At 38.6% G+C, this 23,706-nt stretch carries 20 protein-coding genes; 6 read left to right on the top strand and 14 right to left on the bottom strand.

Annotation, left to right across the window (positions count from 1 at the left end):
• Nucleotides 1-58: 58 nt before the first annotated feature.
• From IPM47_17900 to IPM47_17885, 4 genes are all read right to left on the bottom strand, one after another.
• On the bottom strand, nt 59-844 hold the full coding sequence (locus IPM47_17900) for a DUF2520 domain-containing protein (GenBank protein ID QQS28698.1): 786 nt from the start codon (nt 842-844) through the stop codon (nt 59-61).
• Between the two features lie 22 nt (nt 845-866).
• Complete coding sequence (locus IPM47_17895; GenBank protein ID QQS28697.1) at nt 867-1,319, bottom strand: nucleoside deaminase; 453 nt, start codon at nt 1,317-1,319, stop codon at nt 867-869.
• Nucleotides 1,320-1,419: 100 nt separating this feature from the next.
• Nucleotides 1,420-2,514 (bottom strand): saccharopine dehydrogenase NADP-binding domain-containing protein, encoded by a 1,095-nt coding sequence (locus IPM47_17890; protein QQS28696.1) that lies wholly within the window; start codon nt 2,512-2,514, stop codon nt 1,420-1,422.
• 55 nt (nt 2,515-2,569) lie between these two features.
• Complete coding sequence (locus tag IPM47_17885) at nt 2,570-2,995, bottom strand: thioesterase family protein (protein QQS28695.1); 426 nt, start codon at nt 2,993-2,995, stop codon at nt 2,570-2,572.
• Nucleotides 2,996-3,127: 132 nt separating this feature from the next.
• On the opposite strand from IPM47_17885, the gene IPM47_17880 reads away from it, so the two are divergent.
• From IPM47_17880 to IPM47_17870, 3 genes are all read left to right on the top strand, one after another.
• Nucleotides 3,128-6,523: a PKD domain-containing protein gene (locus tag IPM47_17880; GenBank protein QQS28694.1), complete on the top strand. Its 3,396-nt coding sequence runs from the start codon at nt 3,128-3,130 to the stop codon at nt 6,521-6,523.
• 110 nt (nt 6,524-6,633) lie between these two features.
• The gene (msrB, locus tag IPM47_17875) at nt 6,634-7,029 is read left to right on the top strand and encodes a peptide-methionine (R)-S-oxide reductase MsrB (GenBank protein ID QQS28693.1); all 396 of its coding nucleotides are present in this window, start codon (nt 6,634-6,636) and stop codon (nt 7,027-7,029) included.
• A 128-nt stretch (nt 7,030-7,157) separates the two neighbouring features.
• Nucleotides 7,158-8,108 (top strand): methionyl-tRNA formyltransferase, encoded by a 951-nt coding sequence (locus IPM47_17870; protein ID QQS28692.1) that lies wholly within the window; start codon nt 7,158-7,160, stop codon nt 8,106-8,108.
• Between the two features lie 70 nt (nt 8,109-8,178).
• Here the strand turns inward: IPM47_17870 and IPM47_17865 are convergent, their stop codons facing one another.
• Entirely contained in the window at nt 8,179-10,332 is a 2,154-nt protein-coding gene (locus IPM47_17865; GenBank protein ID QQS28691.1) for a T9SS type A sorting domain-containing protein, read from the bottom strand.
• A 159-nt stretch (nt 10,333-10,491) separates the two neighbouring features.
• On the opposite strand from IPM47_17865, the gene IPM47_17860 reads away from it, so the two are divergent.
• Nucleotides 10,492-11,175 (top strand): RluA family pseudouridine synthase, encoded by a 684-nt coding sequence (locus IPM47_17860; protein QQS31518.1) that lies wholly within the window; start codon nt 10,492-10,494, stop codon nt 11,173-11,175.
• The gene (gene rfbD / locus IPM47_17855) at nt 11,172-12,050 is read left to right on the top strand and encodes a dTDP-4-dehydrorhamnose reductase (protein QQS28690.1); all 879 of its coding nucleotides are present in this window, start codon (nt 11,172-11,174) and stop codon (nt 12,048-12,050) included. Before IPM47_17860 ends, rfbD begins: the two co-directional genes overlap by 4 nt.
• A 96-nt stretch (nt 12,051-12,146) precedes the next feature.
• Here the strand turns inward: rfbD and IPM47_17850 are convergent, their stop codons facing one another.
• The 7 genes from IPM47_17850 to IPM47_17820 all read right to left on the bottom strand — a co-directional run bounded on the left by IPM47_17850 (nt 12,147) and on the right by IPM47_17820 (nt 19,494).
• Complete coding sequence (locus tag IPM47_17850) at nt 12,147-14,588, bottom strand: hypothetical protein (protein ID QQS28689.1); 2,442 nt, start codon at nt 14,586-14,588, stop codon at nt 12,147-12,149.
• Nucleotides 14,589-14,888: 300 nt separating this feature from the next.
• The gene (locus tag IPM47_17845; GenBank protein QQS28688.1) at nt 14,889-15,869 is read right to left on the bottom strand and encodes a pentapeptide repeat-containing protein; all 981 of its coding nucleotides are present in this window, start codon (nt 15,867-15,869) and stop codon (nt 14,889-14,891) included.
• A gap of 357 nt (nt 15,870-16,226) precedes the next feature.
• The gene (locus IPM47_17840) at nt 16,227-16,784 is read right to left on the bottom strand and encodes an ATP-binding protein (protein QQS28687.1); all 558 of its coding nucleotides are present in this window, start codon (nt 16,782-16,784) and stop codon (nt 16,227-16,229) included.
• 8 nt (nt 16,785-16,792) lie between these two features.
• Entirely contained in the window at nt 16,793-17,374 is a 582-nt protein-coding gene (locus IPM47_17835; GenBank protein ID QQS28686.1) for a nicotinamide mononucleotide transporter, read from the bottom strand.
• Nucleotides 17,375-17,520: 146 nt separating this feature from the next.
• Nucleotides 17,521-18,177: a DUF4956 domain-containing protein gene (locus IPM47_17830; protein QQS28685.1), complete on the bottom strand. Its 657-nt coding sequence runs from the start codon at nt 18,175-18,177 to the stop codon at nt 17,521-17,523.
• Nucleotides 18,125-18,982: a polyphosphate polymerase domain-containing protein gene (locus IPM47_17825; GenBank protein ID QQS28684.1), complete on the bottom strand. Its 858-nt coding sequence runs from the start codon at nt 18,980-18,982 to the stop codon at nt 18,125-18,127. The genes IPM47_17830 and IPM47_17825 overlap by 53 nt, the downstream gene beginning before the upstream one ends.
• 191 nt (nt 18,983-19,173) lie before the next feature.
• Complete coding sequence (locus tag IPM47_17820; GenBank protein QQS28683.1) at nt 19,174-19,494, bottom strand: DUF3467 domain-containing protein; 321 nt, start codon at nt 19,492-19,494, stop codon at nt 19,174-19,176.
• A gap of 176 nt (nt 19,495-19,670) precedes the next feature.
• On the opposite strand from IPM47_17820, the gene cadA reads away from it, so the two are divergent.
• Nucleotides 19,671-21,806: a cadmium-translocating P-type ATPase gene (gene cadA, locus IPM47_17815; protein ID QQS28682.1), complete on the top strand. Its 2,136-nt coding sequence runs from the start codon at nt 19,671-19,673 to the stop codon at nt 21,804-21,806.
• A gap of 49 nt (nt 21,807-21,855) precedes the next feature.
• On the opposite strand, the gene IPM47_17810 is transcribed toward cadA, so the two are convergent.
• Nucleotides 21,856-22,302, bottom strand: a complete 447-nt coding sequence (locus IPM47_17810; protein QQS28681.1) for a DUF1801 domain-containing protein — start codon at nt 22,300-22,302, stop codon at nt 21,856-21,858.
• Nucleotides 22,303-22,367: 65 nt separating this feature from the next.
• On the bottom strand, nt 22,368-23,705 hold the full coding sequence (locus IPM47_17805; GenBank protein QQS28680.1) for an FAD-binding oxidoreductase: 1,338 nt from the start codon (nt 23,703-23,705) through the stop codon (nt 22,368-22,370).
• Nucleotide 23,706 lies beyond the last annotated feature (1 nt).

Below are 23,706 nucleotides of genomic sequence, written 5' to 3'. Positions count from 1 at the left end.
TACCGAGGATACAATATTCGGTTGTAGTAGCTGCTATGAATAGTTTCTTTTGGCTTTTTCAGTCGGATTTTGAGGAATGCATTTGAATAATATTGTCCGATAACATTTGGTATATTTTGCGAAATTCAGGCTGTTCTTCCAATAGGCGAAGATGTGTTTGGATAGTATTCAAATCTTTGCGTTTTGCAGGTCCTGTCTGTACAAGGTCGGGTGATTGAGTTTGAATTTTGTGAATAGTTTCTGCAATAAGCGGTTTTAATATATCAAATGGGATTTTGTTTTCCCGACAGATTTCTGCTGCTATGGCAAAAAGGTGATTTGTAAAATTATTTGCAAACACTGCTGCTACATGCAAAATGCTTCTTTGACGATCGTTTAGCCTATATATCAATTTACTTAAACTCTGCGCGATTTTTTCGATTCGATAAATAGTAGATTCTGTGTCGCCATCTATGCAGATAGGAATTCGAGAAAAATCCACTTCATGTCCTGCTGTGAATGTTTGAAGGGGATAAAAAACGCCATAATTTGGATGGGTATTTAAAACTTTGATCGAAGTAGCCCCCGAAGTATGTGCGACCACACCACCAACATTAACAGTTGGCAAATTTTCGGAAATGATTTGGATGGCATTGTCAGAAACTGCAATTAAATATAGGTCTGAATCTAAACTTAATGAGTGGAGATTTTCTACAAACCGTGTTTTCGGGAATAGGGCTACGAATGGTTGGACATGTAGAAAAGTGCGGTTATACACTTGTATAATTTGATGACCGGCCTTGTTAAATGCGTAAAACAAATGTTGTCCTACGTTGCCAAAGCCCAAAAGTGTTATTCTTGCCATTCTGAAAAATAGAAACCAAATATTAATATTTTGTTTTGTCAGTTTTATTGACCCAATCTGTAAATACTTTTAATGCTTCAGGATTGGGCAAATGAACAAACGGTATTTTTCTTTGTTCGGGCGATTGACTGATTTCCTGATAAATGAAATAATCGTCAAAATCAATATCGGCAGCATCAATCCTGGTATTGGCATAATATACTTTATCGGGTCGAGCCCAATAAATTGCTCCGAGGCACATAGGACAGGGTTCACAACTGGTATATATTTCACAACCGGTTAATTGAAAAGTTCCCAATGCAGAGCAAGCGTTTCGGATTGCTACTACTTCAGCATGAGCAGTTGGGTCATTTGTTGAAGTAACCCTGTTGTTACCTCTCGCAATTATTTTTCCATCTTTCACTACAACAGCACCAAAGGGGCCGCCTTCCCCTTTTTTCAATCCCTCGGCAGATAACCTAATTGCTTCAGTCATAAATGTGTTTTGCATCTTGTTGATAACTTAAGTTTTGGAAGAAAAAGGAGTTATATACAGCAACGGGTTTTTCCCTATGTGATTGTTTAATTTTATAGACTTAACTCACCCGAATATTTTTATGAATTGCCACATCTTCTCGAATAGCTCCTTTTATTTCCAATATCAAGTCGGGACCATAAGCTAACGAAGGGGTTTGAAAACCAATAGGAGCATTACCTTTGAGAACTTTTTCTACAATATTCATGGCCGTTAAAGCAGTTAGAGTATAGCCTTCAGGGGTTTTTAGCCGGGCAGTCACCGAATTACCTTTTTCATCAGTAACTTGTCCCCAAACTAAACTTCGCCCTTTTGCCCTTTGCTGTGCAGATGGGCCTTCGGATAAATTGTCTATTCTTGCCTGAAGAAATCGTTTCACCATTTTTCTTTGCAGCAGCCATTTCATTGATTGCAGAAGTTGAGTTCCTCTCAGTATCATATTGCTAACACCGGTATAAACTTCGATGTTAGGGATACCGGTACTATAAAATGCTGTTGACACATCACCCCAAGGTATTGTCATAGTTTGAATGGTTTTACCGCCAAAATCAATAAATTTTACTTTGAAGGCATCAGGTACCGGAGTTATTTTACCATCTAACCTTACGGCACCCCCCTTTCCTATATTAAGCAATAGAGTTGAAGCTGTTCCGTGAGAAATTCCACCTCCTAAACCGGCAAATGCAAGAGTTAAATGTGTTGCAGAAGGGAGTTGTTTTTTAAGATATGCCGCCAAACAATCTGTAGGAACCACATCAAATCCAACTCCGGGCATTGCCATAATTTTTGCTTGTTTGATGGCTTCGTTTTTAGCTGCTATCATTTCAAATACCGGTATTTCACCGGTAATATCCAGATAATGTGTGCCGAATTTCATGCAAGCTTCCAACATTGGCTTAGCCGTGTTGACAAAAGGTCCTGCACAATGCAACACCACATCTGCCATTAGAGCAGCATCCCCTAAAGCTTCTTTATTGTCTAAGTCAACAATCATATAAGGTAGCCCAAATTTTGCTGCAAGTTCCGGGATTTCAACTTTGTTTCTGCCGGCAACAATTGGTTTCATACCTCTGATTACTGCTAACTCAGTGATTAATTTTCCGGTATAACCATTAGCCCCGTAAATCATCAAATTAGTTCGCTTGTTTTCAGCCATTCTTTTTTGTTAATTTAGTCGTTTTCAATTCATGTTACTTACGTTTCAGATGGCTTTAAGGTTCAAACAATTGTCTGAAAGCAGGAGGAACAGGCATCATTTTATGTTTTTGGTAATCATAAAATACCATTGCTGTTTTAGCTCTGACTACTTCTTTCTTAGTATTTTGGCTTAGAAATTGATAAAATAAATCGAATCCAGTTCGGCCAAATTCCCCCATTCCAACTAAAGCTGTCAGGTTGTCGGGATAAAAAACTTCACTTTTGTACTGAATGGCAACATCGGCCATAATTGTACCTAACCCCTCGATATTAAACTCATCATAGCTATATTGTGCCAGAAACTGTAACCGGACTTCATGGATAATAGATAGAAAAGAATCATTGCCAAGATGCCCTCCATAGTTTATGTCTGTAACTCTGACCGGAATAGTAGTTTGAAACTGTAAAACAGACGGCAATAGCAATTTAATTCTTTCCATAATTATCAATTTTTTTGCAAAAATGATAATTTTGAGGGGAATTTCATCTATTTATTTGAAGTTATCCGATTTAGCCTTCAAGTCAAATTGTAATTATTTAAACAAATTTGCCTACCTTCTAAAATTACCAATATGAAACTACACCTTACCCTAATTATTTTCTTGTTTTCTTTTTACAACAACTTTAAATTGGCTGCACAATTCGACCCTTGTATAAATTTTGCTGCCAATTTTGGTTTTACCACCGGAGAAACAGGCTTAAACGTCCAGTTTACTAATCAGTCAACCGGAGAATTTACCAATGTTCTCTGGCTGTTTGGAGATGAATCTGAATCCATCATTTCTTCTCCTAATCATACTTACGAAGAACCGGGAGTCTATTATATTTGTCTCATAATTGAAAATGAACTTTGTAATAGTCAAACCTGTAAAACTGTGGAACTTACTGCCGGAGGAAGTTCTTGTGAAGCGCATTTTAATTCAGAAACTGAGGGGCTTACTAGCTGGTTTAATGGCAATCCTTCTGTTCCTGGAGGAGGAATTGTTAGTTGGGTTTGGGGGTTTGGAGATGGTACCGGGTCTGATAGTGGTGCTCAGGTTAATCATACCTATTCCTCTGCAGGAACTTATACAGTTTGTTTGACAATCACAACTGAAAGCGGTTGTTCTGATGAATATTGTCATACCATAACAGTGTCTGGCGGTTCTTCACCTGAGTGTGCCGCACATTTTAATTTTGAAACCGAAGGATTGACTGCATGGTTTAATGGGAACCCGTCAGAAGCTAATGCAGACATTACCGGATGGATCTGGAACTTTGGCGATGGCACAAATTCTGACAATGGAGCAATGGTAAATCATGTTTATGCCGAAGCAGGTATCTATATTGTTTGTCTGACAATATATACCGGAAATGGATGTGTAGATGATATTTGTACGCCAATTACAGTTTCAGGAGGTGGTGTTACACCGGTTTGTGAAGCTTTTTTTAATTATGAAACAACCGGTTTAGTTGGATTTTTTAATGGTAATCCGTCAAGCGGAAATAGTGATATAGTTGGTTGGCAATGGAACTTTGGTGATTCATCCAGTATTGAAGACGGTTCTCAAAATAGCCATACTTTCACCGAAGCCGGTACTTATAATGTCTGCCTTACAATTACCACTGCAAATGGTTGTATTGATGAATATTGCCACCCAGTAACTGTTTCCGGAACTTCAGCTCCGCTTTGTTCAGCACATTTTAATTTTGAAACCGAAGGATTGACTGCATGGTTTAATGGCAACACCTCAGAAGCCAATAGCGACATAATCAGTTATGTATGGAATTTTGGAGATGGTACAGGATCTGATGACGGTGTACAAGTTAATCATACATATTCTGAAGCAGGGACTTACACCGTTTGTCTGACAATTACGACAGGCAACGGATGTGTTGATGATGTTTGTCAGACAGTTACAGTCATGGGAGGAACAACCCCATTATGTGCGGCACATTTTAATTTTGAAACCGAAGGATTGACTGCTTGGTTTAACGGCAACACCTCAGAAGCCAATAGCGACATAATCAGTTATGTATGGAATTTTGGAGACGGTACAGGATCTGATGATGGTGTACAAGTTAATCATACATATTCTGAAGCAGGAACTTACACCGTTTGTCTGACAATTACGACAGGCAACGGATGTGTGGACGATATTTGTCAGACAGTTACAGTTATGGGAGGTACAACGCCATTATGTGCGGCACATTTTAATTTTGAAACCGAAGGATTGACTGCTTGGTTTAACGGCAACACCTCAGAAGCCAATAGCGACATAATCAGTTATGTATGGAATTTTGGAGATGGTACAGGATCAGATGATGGTGTACAAGTTAATCATACATATTCTGAAGCAGGGACTTACACCGTTTGTCTGACAATTACGACAGGCAACGGATGTGTGGACGATATTTGTCAGACAGTTACAGTTATGGGAGGTACAACGCCATTATGTGCTGCACATTTTAATTTTGAAACCGAAGGATTGACTGCTTGGTTTAACGGCAACACCTCAGAAGCCAATAGCGACATAATCAGTTATGTATGGAATTTTGGAGATGGTACAAGTTCAGATAATGGGGCACAAGTTAATCATACATATTCTGAAGCAGGGACTTATACTGTTTGTCTGACTATAACGACAGGCAATGGATGTGTGGATGATATTTGTCAGACTGTTACTATTTCCGGTCCACCTACACCGGTATGTGAAGCTCATTTTAACTTTGAAACCGAAGGTTTGACTGCTTGGTTTAACGGCAATCCTTCGGAAGCAAATGGCGATATTACAGGATGGCAATGGAGTTTTGGAGATGGTACCAATACATCGGGTTCTGCACAAGTCAATCACTCTTATTCAGAAGCAGGAACTTATACTGTTTGTCTGACTATAACGACCGGCAACGGTTGTGTGGATGATTACTGTCAAACAATTACCGTTACCGGCCCTGTTACTCCTGTTTGTGAGGCTTATTTTAATTTTGAAACCGAAGGTCTGACAGCTTGGTTTAACGGAAGTCCCTCTGCCGGCAACGGCACAATTGTGGGTTGGTTGTGGAGTTTTGGAGATGAGAGTGGTTCTGACGATGGTGCTCAGGTGAACCATACCTATACAGAATCCGGTACTTATAATGTTTGCCTGACCATTACAACTTCTAATGGCTGTGTAGATGATTATTGCCATATAATCACAGTTTCTGGTGGAACTGCCCCAGCTTGTGAAGCTTATTTCAATTCTGAAAACGATGAGCTGACTGTATTCTTTAACGGAAATCCATCTACTGCAAATAGTACGATTACAAATTGGCAGTGGTCTTTTGGTGATGGTACCGGAAGTTCAAGCGGAGCTCAAGTCAACCATACCTATTCTGAAGAAGGTACTTATGTGGTTTGTTTGATTATTACAGCAAGCAACGGCTGTACTGATGACTATTGTAAAGAAATTACTGTAGTAACAGAAACTTCAGTTCCTGCTTGTGCTGCTCATTTTAACTTTGAAACTGAAGGTTTGAACGCATGGTTTAATGGCAATCCTTCTGAAGCTAACGGCGATATTACCGGCTGGCAATGGGATTTTGGAGACGGAACAAGCAGCACTGCAGGCGCAGAGGTAAGCCATGCTTATGAAACAGCAGGTACTTATACTGTATGTTTAGTTATTTCGACCAACAATGAATGTGAGGATGACTATTGTTTCGAAGTGATTGTTGAAAATCCGGCTTCTGGAAATAAACTAAATATCCCATACAACATAGCTACCGATGAAAACGTCAATGCCGTTATTACGTTGGAAAAAGCCCAGATTGTCAGGGTTTTAATTTCGGATTTAACAGGGAGAAGGGCTAATCTTTCAGAGCTAAGCCTGATTGAAGGTGAAAACCAAGTTGTGCTCAATATTGGCAATCAAATGCCCGGAACTTATTTTGTGGCTATTGAATTAGCTAATGGACATATTTTAAAACAAAGGGTTTTTAAATTGGATTAAAATCATTAGTAAATTTTTAGACGACTCGTTATTAAATTCATTAAGTGACAATAGATTGTTTTGTTGTTAAAAAAAAATGATCAACCACCCATATCAACGCAGTTTTAAATATGGACTTTGAAGTTGTTAAACCAGATGAAGAATGGCGCAAAATACTGACCGATGAACAATATCGTGTTTTACGGAATAAAGGAACAGAACGCCCTTTTACCGGTGAGTATAATGACAATAAACAAAGCGGTACTTACAAATGCGGTGCTTGCGGGAATGTTTTGTTTCATTCTGATTCAAAGTACAATTCAGGTTGTGGCTGGCCAAGTTTTTTTACTCCCTTAGCTAAGGACAATATTCTTTTAGCAGAAGATTATAGCCATGGAATGATTCGAACTGAGGTGATGTGCAAAAAATGTGGAGGGCATTTGGGCCATGTTTTTGACGACGGACCTGAACCTACCGGATTAAGATACTGTATCAACTCGATTTCATTGATTTTTGATAAGGATTAATGTGAGTTTTAATCGGGTATTTGATTTCTATAAATTAGCTGCCAAGATTTTATCCTATAAAAGCGCAATACTGAGTGTTGCGCTTTTTTTATTTAGATTTGCACCTTATCGCTTTAATAATATTTAAAATGAAAATAGTTTTTATGGGCACACCGGAATTTGCCGTGCCCTCTTTAGATATTTTATTCAGTTCAGGCTATGAAATTGTAGGGGTTGTAACAGCTCCTGACAAACCTGCTGGCAGAGGTCAGCATCTTTCTCAATCTGCTGTAAAGAAGTTTGCCTTGGAGAATGATTTGAAATTGCTACAACCAGAAAAGCTTCGTAATGAAAATTTCCTTTCAGAGTTGTCTGCTTTGAAAGCGGATTTACAAGTAGTAGTTGCATTCAGAATGTTGCCGGCAGCCGTTTTTACTCTGCCGCCTTTGGGTTGTATCAATGTTCATGCCTCTCTTTTACCAAATTATAAAGGAGCTGCACCTATCAATTGGGCTATTATAAATGGGGAAAAAGAAACCGGTGTTACAACTTTTTTTATTGAGCAAGAAATTGATGCCGGGAATATCATTTTTCAGGATAAAGTAAAAATAGAAAATGAAGAAACTGCCGGAGAATTGCACGACAAGCTCAAAATGGCTGGTGCTCAATTATTGCTCAAAACCGTTCAAGGTATTGAATCAGGTATTTATCCCAAAATCAGACAGCCTGAAGGCAAGTTTCCGCTTGCCCCAAAAATTTTTACCGAAACATGCATGATTAACTGGGAACAATCTTCACTTAATATCCATAATCTTGTAAGGGGGTTAAGCCCTTATCCAACTGCTTTTACTCTTCTAAATAATCAGACTTATAAAATTTTCAATACCCGGTTAACCAATATCAACTCTTCATCTCATCCTGCCGGTAGTGTTCAAACCGACCAAAAAAACTTTTTAAGGGTTGCTACTTCAGACTTTTTTATCGAAATATCCGATCTTCAACCGGCCGGGAAAAAGCGTTTGCCGGTCAAAGATTTTTTAAGGGGATATGGAAGTTTGTTCCAACAGCAACTAATATTTGGAAATCAACAAACGATTTAACACAGGTTAAAAAGTAAAAAACCGCTTCCCGGAACAGGAAGCGGTTTTTTGTATATCGAAAAAGTCAGACTTAACGCATTATTGCCAGTTTTTGAGTAGCAGTTAGCTGATTTTCCTGAACAAGATGAATCAAGTAAATTCCTTCGGCGAAATCTTGAACATTAAGAGACAATTGATTGAACCCTGTAATAAGGTTGGTTTCTTGAACAAGCAGTGTTTTACCGCTTAAATCAGTCATCGAAATGACCGCTGATCCAGCATGTTCTGCCTGGAAAACCAATAATGCTTCAGAAGAAGCCGGGTTGGGGTAAATCAGCAGTTGAGATTCATTTTTTACCGCCATCTCTTCAATGCCGACTACTCCATCTCTGATTAAGAAATTATCTATGTAAAGATTGTTGCCGGCACCGCGGATCTGTTTGAATCTTATAATTACGTTGCGAAAAGCTTGATAGGGCAGAAGTTCAATGTACTCAGTACGCCATTGTCCTTGATTTGGAACAAAAGAACTTGAAACAGGCGGAGCAGTAACCAGGTTATCACCTGCCTTGGTATAGATATTTGTAAAAGTTTCGCCGCAATCTGTTGAGATTAAAACCTGTAAAACATCAGAAGCATCACCGGCAGTTTTAAGAGCATAAGCCACATCAAAATATAAATAGGGATCACTAATGTCACTTAAATCAAAATATGGGGTACTGATCTCATCGTTTGCTCCGGGTGCGTTGTAAATGAAATTGTTCATATAAACCGAAGCTGAACTTGATGAACCCACTGAATTGTTTAAGGCAAAACCCATCAACCCGTCAGGATTGTTGTTTGACCATGAATTGAAGTTGGTGCCGGCTTCAAAATCTTCGCTTGCAGGGGTTTGCGCACCGGAAGAAATTACTGCAAATGAATAGACCCCTGAATTATCGTCCGGACTATAATCTGTCTGGCCATTTGGCTGAGTGATATTTATGTTTATGGTTTGAATAATTCCGGTAGTTATGGTTGTAATTGCGGGTAGGGTAATTTCGGCAGATTGAATGGTAGGTATCAAACCTGTCCATTCATAAGTATGAACAGGTCCTGTTGGAAAACCGTATTCAACAATAAAATAAAACAAATCAGCAGTGCCGTAATTCTGTACGTTAATAACAGGAGATACTGTCGTACAATTACCGGTACCTGTTGGTGAAACCAAAGATGTGAGTACAGCATCATTCAAACCCTGTTCCACAGGCAAACAACCCTCAGAAGATGTAATTGAAAATCTGGCTCCTCCGGGCATAAATAAAGCCTGCATTCTTTGTTTTTGACCTAATGTATAGATATTCATGCAAGCATCATCGGTGTAATCCATATAATTTTGGAACATATCGTTAAAGTTTACCGGCGAGTCAACACAGGAATTTGAATTGACTGGAGGGCACCCATACCATGCATCGGCTGAACGAGGAGTGTCAGACACTGCATCGTCCTGAGAACAGCTTCCAAAATCATCTCCCCAGATATGAAATAGATTTAACCAATGGCCAACTTCATGGGTAGCAGTCCTCCCTTTGTTGAATGGGGATACAACCGCGCCAACTCGGCCAAAAAACTGGTAAGCAATCACTACTCCGTCTGTTGTTGCTGATCCACCCGGAAACTGAGCATATCCTAATGTTTCTCCCCCATCAATATTATTACATACCCAAATATTCAGATATTTAGAACTATTCCAACCGGAAGCACCACCTGTAGCAGGGCTTTTAACATCATTGGCACTTGTCGAAAATGATGTTTTTACGGTTGGTGTTCGTACAATGCCGGTAGAAGGCAGATTGTTGGGATCTCTTTGCGCCAAACAAAATTCAATTTCTGTATCGGCAGCTACCGGTAAAAATTCAGCAGGAGTCAGAGAAGCATCGGCATTTAATCGTCTGAAATCTTCATTCAAAACGTCAATCTGACTTTGAATTTGTGCTTCGCTGATATTTGAAACCGGATTGGAAATAGTATGAACAACATGTACCACAACTGGGATGGTGATAACAACTTGGCCTTGCTTGGGTAAGGCATCTTTTTCAATACATTTTTGGGTAAAGTCTTCAATTTTCAAGATTTCCTGTTCCATTTCAGGATGATTTTCCAACAAAGCAGCATGAGATTCCATGGTACTGCATCGTCTTAAATTTTGCGCGTAAAGCGAAGAACCAAAATAGGTAAGGGTTAAAAGAAGTAGAATCTTTTTCATGATTGTACAATTAAACATGATCAAACAAAATGTCAAAATTTCGTATAAAGATAGACTTTTTACCGTACATTGTGCCAATGAATTTGATAATAGGCGAAATCTGCAAATTAGGTTACAACAAGTCTATTCAAAAAGTTTTAGTGGTTAATAATTGTGAATATTGAAATTTTATTTGAAGACAACCATTTGATTGCCATCAACAAACCTGCCGGGGTTTTAGTACAAGGAGATGAGACCGGCGACGTTTGTCTGGCAGATATGGTAAAATCCTATTTAAAGGAAAGATACGGCAAACCCGGAAATGTATTTACCGGAGTTATTCACCGTATTGACCGTCCTGTATCCGGAGTTGTATTGTTTGCTAAAACCGGTAAGGCATTGACAAGACTGAACGAGCAATTTAAAATCAGAGCTATCCGTAAAACTTATTGGGCAGTCGTAAAAAACTTACCTGTTCCTGCAGAAGGCAATTTGTTGCATTACCTTATTAAAGATCAGGGTACTAATAAATCCAGGGCTTTTAACTCTGAAAAACACAATGCTAAAAAAGCAGAAATGTATTATCGGCTCGTTGGTCAGAGTCAATCCTATGCTTTATTGGAAGTAAAGCCAGTAACCGGACGACATCATCAGATAAGAGTTCAATTGGCTGCCATAGGCTGCTCTATAAAAGGCGATTTGAAATATGGTTTTGACCGACCTAACAACGACAGCTCCATTCATCTTCATGCAAGAAGTATTACTTTGATACATCCAACTTTGAAAACAGAATTAACTATTACCGCTCCGGTACCTAATGAACCTTTATGGCAAATTTTTGAATCTTTAGTTCAGGCATCATGAGTTATCAAAATACCGTTTTAGTAACCGGTTCAAACGGGCAATTAGGACATTCTTTACAAACATTGGTTTTGGGTAAACCTGAATTGTCCCTCCGATTTATTTTTTTGGATATCAATAAACTTAATATCTGCAATATTCAGGAAGTGAGCGATGTATTCGAAACATATTGTCCGGATATAGTGATTAATTGTGCGGCATATACTCAGGTGGATAAGGCTGAACAAGAAAGTGAAAAAGCATTTGAAATCAATGCGTCCGGAGCCGGCAACTTAGCAAAGGCTTGTGCCTTAACCAATGCTTTGCTCATTCAGATTTCAACGGATTTTGTGTTTGATGGAAAACAAAACCTGCCTTATGATGAGCTTGATACAACCAATCCTTTGGGAGTTTATGGCCAAAGTAAAAATATGGGAGAGCAATTAACCTTGCTCTACCATGCCAAAACAATCATTATCCGCACTTCCTGGCTTTATTCTCCATTTGGGCATAATTTTGTAAAAACCATGTTGCGCTTAGGAAAAGAACGCAGTAGTATTCAGGTGGTTTATGACCAAATAGGCTCGCCTACTTATGCACCCGATCTGGCAGAGGTAATTTTGCACATTATAAACCAAAGAGATCTGCCGGAAACCGGCAACTTATACCATTTTTCAAATACAGGGATAGCTTCCTGGTTTGATCTCGCAGTTGAAACCATGAGTCTTTCTGGAATGCCCTGCGAAGTGAAGCCCATTTTAAGCCATCAATATCCTTCTTTAGCTCAAAGACCTGCTTACAGTGTTTTAGATACATCAAAAATCTGCACTGAACTGGGATTGCATATCCCTTATTGGAGAGACAGCCTGAATAAATGCCTGAATCTGCTGCAGGAATAGGTAATAACTTTTTGGGCATCCATACACAATTGTTATTATTACCTCTTAGCCTCAGCCATCCGAATTCTGACCGGTAAGCTATGATCAATCCTTTTTTCAGGCAGTCATTTCTTCTTTATTTTCATCAGTTGTTTCTTTTGCCCTTTTATGGGGTAGCCATGGCAAGATTAAGGCAGCCGCAACAAATAAAAGCAATATGGAAGAAGCAGCCAAACTGATTTTGTTTCCGGAAAAATAAGAATGGGGTTCGAACTTAAACTCTACGATATGTTCTCCCTGAGGTATTTTAAGTGCTCTTAGCACATAGTTCACTCTTGCATGAGGCGTTTCATTGCCGTCAATATATGCTTTCCACCCTTTTCCATCATTATAATAAATCTCAGAAAAAACAGCTAAAGAGGTTGGCACACTTGTTTTGCTGCTGTATTTGAGGTAGTTGGGTTGGTATTCGATGAGTTTAATGGTATCCAAAATGTTTTTTTCGATAGTTACATTTTCGAAGTAATTTCCAAAAAGAGTTTTATCAACTATTGCAGTTTTGCGGGGGTTGAAATTAGTAAGTGAGTCCATTTCAGCTTGTGCTCCCGATACTTCTACGACTTCATCAACAAACCATGAGTTACCAAGGGCAGCGGGGTTCATTTGGGCAAAAGGTTTTTTGGTTTTATTGTCTTCACCAATCAGATAACGGGTGTTTAGCATGTTCAACACATTTACATTGTTGTTGGCTATTTGATGGTTAATCAAATCCTCATAGCGGCTAAGTTTTGCTCCATGATATCCACCGACCGATTTATGATAATAGGAAGTAAGTCCGTCTAAAGAGGGAGATTGTGTGGCATTAAACACTCTGAAATTGGGGTCTTTATCGGCTAAAATAACTTTGTCGGCTTCAGAAGGTGCCAAAAATTGTTCTAATTCTCTTTCGCGGATATAATCATTTTCTTTTAGATAGTCTCGGTTAATCATCCATAAATCGCCCAAAACTAAAATTCCAATGATGCAATAGACCGGAATAGCATTAATTTTTTCTTTTAAAAACACCCATATTAATGCTGCCGAAATCAAAATTAAAAATAAAGACCTGATACAATCCATGCGCATCATTGAAATTCGGTCGTTTTGAAGCGCAGATTGCAAGGCTTCGGGATAACTGTCGTCTCTTGGACCGATAAAATCGAATAAAGCGCTGCCAAACAGTGTAAAGAACAAAAGAATACCGCCTAATACACTGACACTTATTTTTAGTGCTCTCAAAACTTCTTCTTTACCCGATTCTTTAGAGAGTATTTTATGTAATCCAAGTATCCCTAACATTGGCACTGTTAATTGTGCCACTATTAACATCATACTCACCACCCGGAATTTATTATACATCGGAAAGTAATGAAAAAACAAGTCGGTCAAAGGGGTGAAGTTCCTGCCCCAGCTCAATAAAATTGAGAAAATGGTTCCGGCTATCAGCCAGGTTCTTAGCGATCCTTTTACCAAAAAAGCACCCAATAAAAATAAAAAGCAGACTATGGCCCCTAAATAAACAGGTCCGCCGGTAAAAGGCTGATCTCCCCAATAGGTAGGTGCTTCTTCCGATCTGATGCCTCTTTGTTTAAAAATCTGCATGGTTTCAGAATCCTTGGAAATTACCTGACTCGAAGCACCCCCAAAGAATTTGGGAACTAACAAAGTCATAGTTTCCAATTTGCCATAGCTCCATTCCAGTGCATAATCTTTATTCAACCCTGTGCTGCCTTCTTCCAATGGGGAACCGCCTCTCATAGTTTCTTTAGAATATTCGTAAGTTGTCCAGATACGGGTGGCATCTGAAGCAAAAGCCAAAACAAATACAATACCTAATATGCCGGATGCTTTGGCAAAGTTTGAGAGGGTTTTTTGCCGGATAGCCTGATACAGTTCAAGGCCAAAGTGAATTGCAAGTAACATAAACAGGTAATAAGTAACTTGATAATGGTTAGAACCCACATTAAATGCCATTGCTAAACCTGCAATGGCAGCTCCGGTCAGATATTTTCCTCTGTAAGCCATCAGAACTCCCGCAACAATAGCAGGCATATAGGCCATTGCCGAAAACTTTGTGATATGCCCCCCATCTATGATTAGAATATTATAGGTGCTAAATCCAAAAGCAAGTGCTCCAATTACAGCAAGCCAACTACCCACCCCCAATACACAAAACAACAAATACGCACTGAGCGTGGCGATAAACATCAGATTAGCAGGTTCTGGCAGTACTTTTTGCATTGCTCCTCTCAATCTATTGGTCAGATTATCCAAAGTCCACATTGAAATCTGATAGGCCGGCATACCACTAAACATGGCATTTGTCCAAAGGGCTTCCTTTCCGGTTTTTTCACGGTACTCACGTATCTCTTTCGACATTCCTTTCCATTGAATAACATCTGATTGTTGGATGATTTTACCATCAAACAAAGGATTGAAATTTGCGATGACGACCACTAACAAAATGATAATACTGATAAGATGAGGTAAAGCAGGTTTTAGCAATTGTTGAAAATTCATGAATATATGTTTAGATGGCGTTTTACGTATGTTTTGACACCTGTTATAAGTAGTTAAATTTTATTTAAGGAGTAAAGCAACAACAATTTAACTAAAGTTCGCTCGATGCAGACATACAGTAAATAGCTGTTTCTTTTTGGTCTGCAAGATATAAATAATTGCCGAAATCCTGATACAAGACCATTTCTCCAAAGTCTTGCCTATTTGGTGGCACTTTAAACGTTATATATTTAGGTAATTATTTGGCACTAAAGGCAGTATCAATTTAATATAGAAGAGGCAAATACTAAGCAAATGGTTTTAATGTGGGAAATCTGTTTTTTGCAACAAAACACCGCCGGCTAATTTTGCTCCTTTTAATTTCAGTTTTTCTTTATCCGGCATTATTAGCCCTTGAATATCAGGTTTACCGGAAATAAACAGCGCATTTTCGAGGTTTAACACCCCTTTATATTCTGATTTCACCCAACGCACAGTACCATAGAAGGTAGATTGTTCAAAATCGGCCTGATTTTCAAACACGGTATTGTTCCAGTCGGAACGGCCATGAAGATGTGAGTTGCTGAAAATAGCCTGGTTTGAAAATTTGGCATAGTTAAACATCAGGTTTCCGTGTATATTGAGGTTGCCGAAATCAGCATATCGCAAATACTGTGTATTGCTGAAATTAGCATCGGTAAAAAACACAGCGTTTTGAAAACTACAGATACCTTCGAAGCCGGCATCCATAAATGTTGCCTGATTTTCAAATATTGATAGTTGAAATCTTGCTTCGTCATAAAAAACAGTTTTGTTAAACATGGCACGACTTTTCCAAACTGCTCCTTCAAAACTGACGGGTTTGTCAAAAATAGCTCCTGTAAAATCGGTCATTCCCTGAAACTGAGCCTCTTTCAGCATCACTTCACCTTCAAATCTTGTACCCGGACAACTAAAGTTTTTATGGAAAACCACCGTTTTGATAACCTCCTTTGAATACAGGTATCCTGTTACTTTGCCTTTTACCGTACAATTGACAAGGGTCAATGAGCCATTGACTTCTGCTTGTTCAATCGTAACAGATGTCCGGTATGATGAGCTAAGGGTTGTAAAATCTATGTCTCCGGTGATAGTTGCATTTTGCAGTAAAACATGTTCCCCTTTTGACAACATTCGGATAATATCTTTTCCCGAAACTGGACTCTTTAACACCGCGGTTCCCGTGGGAGATTTAGAAGAACATTGAATTTGCAAGACAACAACCAGAGTAGAAAGCAACAACTTAAAAACGGGATATTTCATAGATTTCTTAACTTTTTTTAATGTATAGATTAATACGGTCGGTAAATTAACAGACATGGGATCTATTCTTTTCGTTCAAATGCTCCAAAGTTAGGATTTAGTTTTTGTAGGGCAAATTATATCCACCATCTCTATCACCTTTAAACGATTCATACCCTGCGACTTAGATAAATAATATAACAGTCATGTTTAATGTCGTTTTTCACATCAATACAGATAGTAAATTGTTATCCAGTTATTTCGGAAGGATAAGAAGATTTTATACCTCTGGGCAAATTTTTACACTTGATATTTTAGGGGTTTAATTCGTTTTCGGTTTATCGGAATATCAGACCTTTAGGTTAGCCCTTTTTTACCTCAAATTAATGATTGATTCTGTTTCTTTAATATATTTTCAACCACTACAACTGCCTTTTGCAACCGGGCTTTTTCATTGCCATCTATCATGGTAAATCCTACCCCTGTTTTTTGAACTTCTGTTTTAAATAGCTCAAAAAAATATTGACGTAAATGAGGATGTTCACGTTGACCATCAGGTATCCAAGGCAGGTCAATAGCTGTCAGAAAATAGTGTTTATATTGATTCTGATTAATGGCAGATAGAATCCAATCAGGACATGAGCCATAAAAATGCTGATACCAAATTTTAATTACAATCATTTCTGTATCTGAAAACAGCAAAGCAGGGGTTTGCGCGGCAACTTCCTCTTCAAGTTGGAGTTGTCTTTTGGCAATAAGCAAAATATCGTCCTTTACATAAGGCCGGTTTAAAAACGTTAAATATGTCCGGGCATATTCGGGAACCCAATGCGTGTTAAAATGATTGGCTAACTGTTCAGCAAGCGTGGATTTACCGCTGCTTTCAGGTCCTGTAATCGCAAATCGAAGTGGAATCAATTTGGTATCGGTTTGCATAGATTGTACTAAAATGCAGGCTTCACTTTTTTTAGTTTAAGCCAGTAAAAATAACCCTGAATGGCCACAATGATATAAATGAAAAACAGGATAACCAGCAGGTAATACTCTTTGTAATAGTAAAGTCCGATATATAGAATGTCGGCAACTATCCACACTAACCAGTTTTCAATTTTTTTATGCGCCACCATCCACGTAGCTATCAGACTTAGGGCTGTTACAACAGCATCCCAAACTGGCACATCTGTATCGGTATATCGTCCGGTAATTAACGATAAAAAGACGGTACTTACTACAAAAACGATAGCAATATAAATCCATTGCTGTTTGTTAGTGTCAGTGATCATTAATGTGTTGTCTTTGTTTTCCGGCTTCTCCATCCATTTGTACCACCCGTATAGGGTCAGAAACAGATAGACTACCTGCAAAGCGGTATCTGCATACAATTTAGCCTCGTAATTGATAAACAGAAATGCCCCTACATTAACTAACCCCACCGGCCAACACCAAATTATGGCACGCGCAGCTAAAATTACATAAACAATGCCCGAAAGCAACCCGATAATCTCCAACAAACTCAGCCCTGCCAATATTTGATAATTAGTTAAATCTAAGATATACCCTACACTAAATTAAAAGATGAGAGGCAATGTAATGGAAACTATTTTTTTTAATAGTGAATGATGCTAAGTAAAAAGGTTGATTGATTAAAACTCAGGAAATCAGACACATTGATTTACTCTTCCCTTCTTAACTGCACCAGAGATTTGTCATTATTGCGGTAAAATACGTAAATAATTGCGGTGTCATTCAGAAAGTTGATAGATTCAATTCCAATCTGAGTTACTTCAATTCCCAACCGTTCTTTTAAATCGGCGAACAATTCCTGTCTTCTTTCCGGATTGATAAGTTCTAACTTTTCATAAACAATGTGCTGCATGAACATGGGATGTCGCAGCCAAACAATGTCGAGGATAAATGCTGCTAATAAAATGCTGCTGTTAGCGATAGCAGTTAAAGCCCAATTTTCAACGTGGATGCTCAGCGCATTAATTACAGCAAGTGCAATGACAGCAAATAAATACGTCATTTCTTTAATTAAAACTGTTGCAGTCCGGTAGCGCAGAATTGAGAAAAGAGCGAACAGTCCGAATCCAAAACCGACCCCCAATTCAATATTGACCATGAAATAGCAAATAAAGAAAATCAGTACATTAAACATGAAAAAAGTAAACACATAGTCAGTGTTTCGCTGTTTTCGGTAATAAATCAAAGCAATAATTAACACCGCCAACAAATTGATGCCAAACTGCATCAGCAACAAGTTGATATTTGCAGAATTAAGAATTTGTGCAAAGTTCTGTAATATGAGGATGGGTATGTAAGCGCTCAATTTTTTTGATTTTTAGTAATTGTTTTTTAAATTGGTTGTATTTAACATGATGAAAGGTGGCAGCCACACCCACACAATATTTACTTAGCGATTGTGGGAATAGATGCAACTGTTTTAATGCTTCAGAAATAGGAGAATGTCTGTTTGCACTATCTTGTTTTACTTCTAATATACATAAACTGTCCCAATGAACATTTGTTTCAGACGTATGAAAGTGGAGACCAATGTCTATGGTAACTCGCTCCGAAAAGTTAAGTGATACAAGGGTGATTCGGGAGTAGGCTATCCAAATAACCGGAATTAGTTTTTTAGGTGCGGGAGGCTGTGCTTGATCTAATAATTGCTTAGCTTGCTCTACTAAGTCTGAATATATGCCTTCAACAGGGATTCTGGTTTTGATGGTTCTACCTTTATTGGTTTTCAGTTTTATTTCAAAAAAACTTCTGTCGGTATTGACATACCTTCTGTACCGCATTTTATAGCGGTTTTGTTTTCTGTTATGATGTTGAAGGTAAAGGTCAAAACCGGGGGTGTCAAAATAAAGCGACTCATAAGGAATACAGCGCAACCCATCCATATCAAGTGCATAATATTCGCCCTTAATATCGTTCAGCAATTTGGTCAGTTGCTCGACATCAAAATAATATTTGGTATCTATACGATTCATCAAACTTGCCTGCGTCAATTCAGTTAAATTAACAGAAGGCAAATCGTATAAGACCGAAGTAAATCCGGTATTTAACACTATGGATGGTAAGGCATGGTCATCATTCTGTAACCTTGCAATTTGTTCATTTAAAAACACCTGCGCTGTTCAAATTTTTGCGGCAATTTAACACTTACTTCAATTTTTAACTGCATTTTTAAAAAATATTGAAGTCATTTCTTACGCTTCTATTTCTATTTGTCGGGCTATATACCAGTTTTTTAAGAATTTAGTGCTTGTTTGACTAAATTCTTTCATTTTATTGTCGTTTTTGTTTCTTCATATTTTGATTAAGCCTGTGTTGGGGGGCCACCAAAATTAACGGGTGGATAATCTTCAGACTGAGGATTGTCTTGAATTATTCCATTCACCGCTTCAAATTTTAAAATATTTTCGCCCAAAGCTCTCAACAGCCTTTTAGCATGTTGTGGGGTCAGTACAATGCGAGATTTTACCTTTGCCTTTGGTACTCCGGGCATCATGCGAACAAAATCAATGATAAACTCTGAATTGGAATGGGTTATAATTGCCAGATTTGAATAAATACCTTCGGCAATTTCGTCTGTCAGTTCTATATTGATCTGATTATTTTTGTTTTTTGGATTTTCCATAATTAAAGATATTGGTAGTCTTATGATTAGTATTGTTTTTAACGGTTTAACAACCGGCTTCATGAAGCCTTGAGTTTAAAACGGCGTTAAAAGTAGCTACAAAAAACCAATTTTACAGCATGATTGTTTGATAATATGGATTTAAATCTAACAAGTCTCTCAAACATAAAACTAAGATGAATCTGGTTTCCGAAATTAAACGGGTTGGCATCGAAGGAATGGATTGCAATAACTGTGCTTTAGGTATTCAAAAGTTTTTGGAAAAAAAAGGACTACAGCAAGTTTCTGTCAGTTTTTCTAATGCTGAAGCAAGTTTTGAGCTGAATGAAAATATTACTTATGAAGAAGTCGTGTCCGGTATCGAAAAATTGGGTTACCACGTAGTTAGTTCCGGTTTTGAAACAGAGGAGCAGGAACCTGAACAAAAAGGGTGGACAAAATTGGAATGGAAACTCTTAATTTGTTCAATATTAACTGTTCCGTTGCTTTTGTCCATGTTTTTACCTATACCCATATTGCATAACACCGTTGTACAGCTCTTACTTTGTATTCCGGTGTTTATCATAGGAGCGGATCATTTTGGATCAAGTGCCTTCAAATCTTTGCGTACCGGTGTTCCCAATATGGATGTTTTGATCATCGTAGGCACAACAGCCGCCTTTATATACAGCCTGATCGGGCTGACTTTTGGTTTAGGGCATCAATTTATGTTTTGGGAAACTGCCGCCACCATCATCACTTTAGTTCTGACTGGTAATGTGATCGAGCATCGCTCAGTAAGAAAAACCGGTTCTGCCATCCGCGAGTTAAGTAAATTACAACCACTTTTTGCCAAACGGATTAAAATTGACTCCCAAACCGGAGAGGAAATGATTGAGGAGGTCAACTCAAACAACATTATAGTTGGACAAGTATTTTTGGTCAACACAGGTGATCGCATTCCTACCGATGGTATGGTGGTTTGGGGCAGCGGAGGAGCCAATGAAGCTATGATGACCGGCGAAAGTATGTTGTCAGAGAAAGGGGAAGGTTCATCGCTCATAGGTGGCTCTGTTTTGGAAACCGGTAGTATTAAAATGAAAGCAACAAAAGTGGGGAAAGAAACGGCCTTGGCTCAAATCATAGAACTTGTCAGGCGGGCACAAGCCAATCAACCACCTATTCACAAATTAGCCGATAAAATCAGCGCTATTTTTGTCCCCCTTGTTTTACTGATTGCCCTCGCTACATTTTTATTTGCTTTTTACTATTTTCAAATTGGGTTTAAACAAGCCATTCTCAACAGCATTGCTGTTTTAGTCATTTCCTGTCCTTGCGCCATGGGATTGGCTACACCTACTGCACTTACCGTAGGTTTGGGAAGAGCTGCTAAAAATGGCATTTTGATCAAAAGCGGTATAGTATTGGAAACCCTCTCTAAGGCAAAAACCGTAGTGTTCGATAAAACAGGCACTTTAACAACCGGTTCGTTTATTGTGAAAAATATCCAATCAAATATTGATATCCAAGAGTTTATAAGCATTTTGTTAGGTTTAGAGCGTCACTCTACCCACCCCCTGGCAAAGGCTATCTCTGAAGCCCTTGAAAAAGAAAGCAAACCCATGCTTATGAAAGAGGTTAAAGAAATCAAAGGAACGGGAATCATGGGTAAAGATGAACAAGGCAATGTTTATATGGCCGGCTCTTTCAATATAGCTGATGAGTTTACTGATGACAATACACACAATATCTATGTTTTAAAAAACGGGCAGCTGATAGGATGGGTAGATTTAGCAGATGAATTACGACCCGAAGCTAAAGAAGCTGTAAACGGGCTGATAAAAAACGGATTTCAAACCTTAATGATCAGCGGAGATAACAGACAAAAAACCGAAGATGTAGCCCAAGCGGTGGGTATTCCTACCTATTATGCCAATAAATTGCCCAATGAAAAATTAGATATGATTGAAAACCTCACCAAAGAAGGTATTATTGTAATGGTGGGAGACGGAATAAATGATTCCCCGGCATTGGCAAAGGCTTCGGTAGGAATAGCACTAAGTAATGCCAGTCAGGTAGCCATTGATTCAGCCGATGTTGTCTTGTTAAACAATAACCTAAAATCGCTGAACACTGCTATAGCACTTTGTAAGCACACCTTGCTCACAGTCAAACAAAATCTTTTCTGGGCATTTTTTTATAATGTCCTTGCCATTCCTTTGGCGGCGGCAGGCTTACTTAATCCCATGATCGCTGCATTTACCATGGCTTTTTCAGATGTGATTGTAATTGGAAATTCTCTTAGGTTGAGAACTAAGAAAATAGAAGAGTAACAGAAAAAAGTATTAGAGGTAAACTCAGACTCGGGAATTTCTAAAAAATTTACCTGTTCAACGCTTTTTCATAAGTGTTTATCCATTCTGTTACCGTTACTTTTTTACATAGCTCTCCAATAAGGTTATAGGGTATGTGTTCCATTTTCTTAAAGCGGATACAACTCTTACCCATATCTAATTTTAATTTGGAATGTTTGGGATACTCTTTGGTAAACCATTCCAACAACTCAGGATTTGAGTAAATTCCAAAATGATAAACCGCCACAAAGTTTTTTTGAGAAGCGATACTGATAAAAGGCAGTGGTTGTTTGGGGTCGCAATGATAACCTGCGGGGTATAGGGAATGTGGGACTGAATAGCTGATCCCACCGGCACCAATACTCTCTGAAAATTCTTGAGGCAGGTTGTCCAAAATAGTTTGTCTTAATTTAGATATCGCAGTTTTTCTGTCATCAGGCAGCATGTTTACGTATTCTTGAAATGTAATTGCCATGTTTGTATAGGGTTGTTATTATTAAGATAAAATGATAAAAAGTATGGAAACAGTATAGTCGTACTTTAAAAATCAGGTCGGCTATGCCAGGTATTAAATAATCCGAATTTATCCCGACTGCTTCTTACTTTGTCCAATTTAAGCAAATGTTCGTTGCTTACAAATTTTGCAGTACGATGGTGCAGATTTTCATCTGCCAGTTGGATGCCGGACGATAAATATTCCATGTTTTTCATACAGTTAGTTGCCCAATTTCCGTACCTGGCATTATCTTTTGCTTGCCTCCATGCGCTGTATAATGATATATAAATATTGTCTTCCATCGAAAAAGCCATGTCTGTTTGCCGCTCAGGAGGAAACCAGTTCAACCATAACACATGAGAAGGGGGAGGAGGAAGGGTTTCAGCTATTTGTTTTAGGTGAGGCATTAATTCGGAAATGTGTGCCTTTGTCCACATATTATCTACGCCCCAGCAATGGTTTTCAGGGTAATGTCCCATGGCAAAACTATACATTAACCGAATGCCCGGATTGAAAAAAGGGCTGCGAAAAAAAGCTTTGTGCTTAACAGGGCTATTATACATAAAAGACAAAGCCTCATGAAGTTCATCTTTACTATCAGCAAAAACAGGGGCAGCAGCTTCAATCCCTGAAGGCCCAAAAGATTGAAGGGTTTTCCGGCACATCAGCATTTGAAATTCAACAGCAGGCTGAATATCCGGACCAACTTCATAAGCCCAATTATATACAGATTCTAAATGTTTAAGGTGAAACACCTGCATCATCATCCCTCTGTATTTAGGTAGCGGATAGACTTTAAGATAAAAATTCACCACAACTCCAAAAAAACCGGAACCTGAACCTCTTGCTGCCCAGAACAAATCGGCGTTTTCTGTTTCGTTGGCATGAACCAACTCGCCATCTGCTGTAACAATATCCATTCCCGAAATGCTTTCACAAGCCATCCCCAATTTACGGCCATTCCATCCAAACCCCCCTTGTAGCAAATACCCTCCCAGACAAACCCCTTTGCAATGTCCGGCAGGGAAAAACAGATTTTGCTGATAAAGGGCAGTTAGTAAAATACTGCCTCCTACACCCGGGCCAGCTTTGGCAGTCATCTGCTCTTTGTTCACCTCAAAACGGTTAAAATGGCACATGTCCATCAAAATACTCTCATTTCTCAAATGATTGGCCGACCAACTGTGCCCCCCTGAACATATACTTATCTTTTTCCCCCAGGATTTTGCTTCTTTAAGAACGACCATAATGTCTTCAACAGTTTTTGGGAGAACCAAAACATCCGGTCTTCTTTGAGGATCTATTTTATTAAAAAGCCTATCCAGAATCGCTTGTTCAAAACCAGGTTCTCCCTTTTTTAGTATCGTTCCTTGAATGTTCATG

This window comes from Sphingobacteriales bacterium (assembly GCA_016700115.1).
In the GTDB taxonomy this organism is placed as follows: Bacteria; Bacteroidota; Bacteroidia; order Chitinophagales; family UBA2359; genus UBA2359.
Note: the sequence above shows the minus strand (reverse complement) of the source record. Positions and strands in the feature narration are given on the sequence as shown.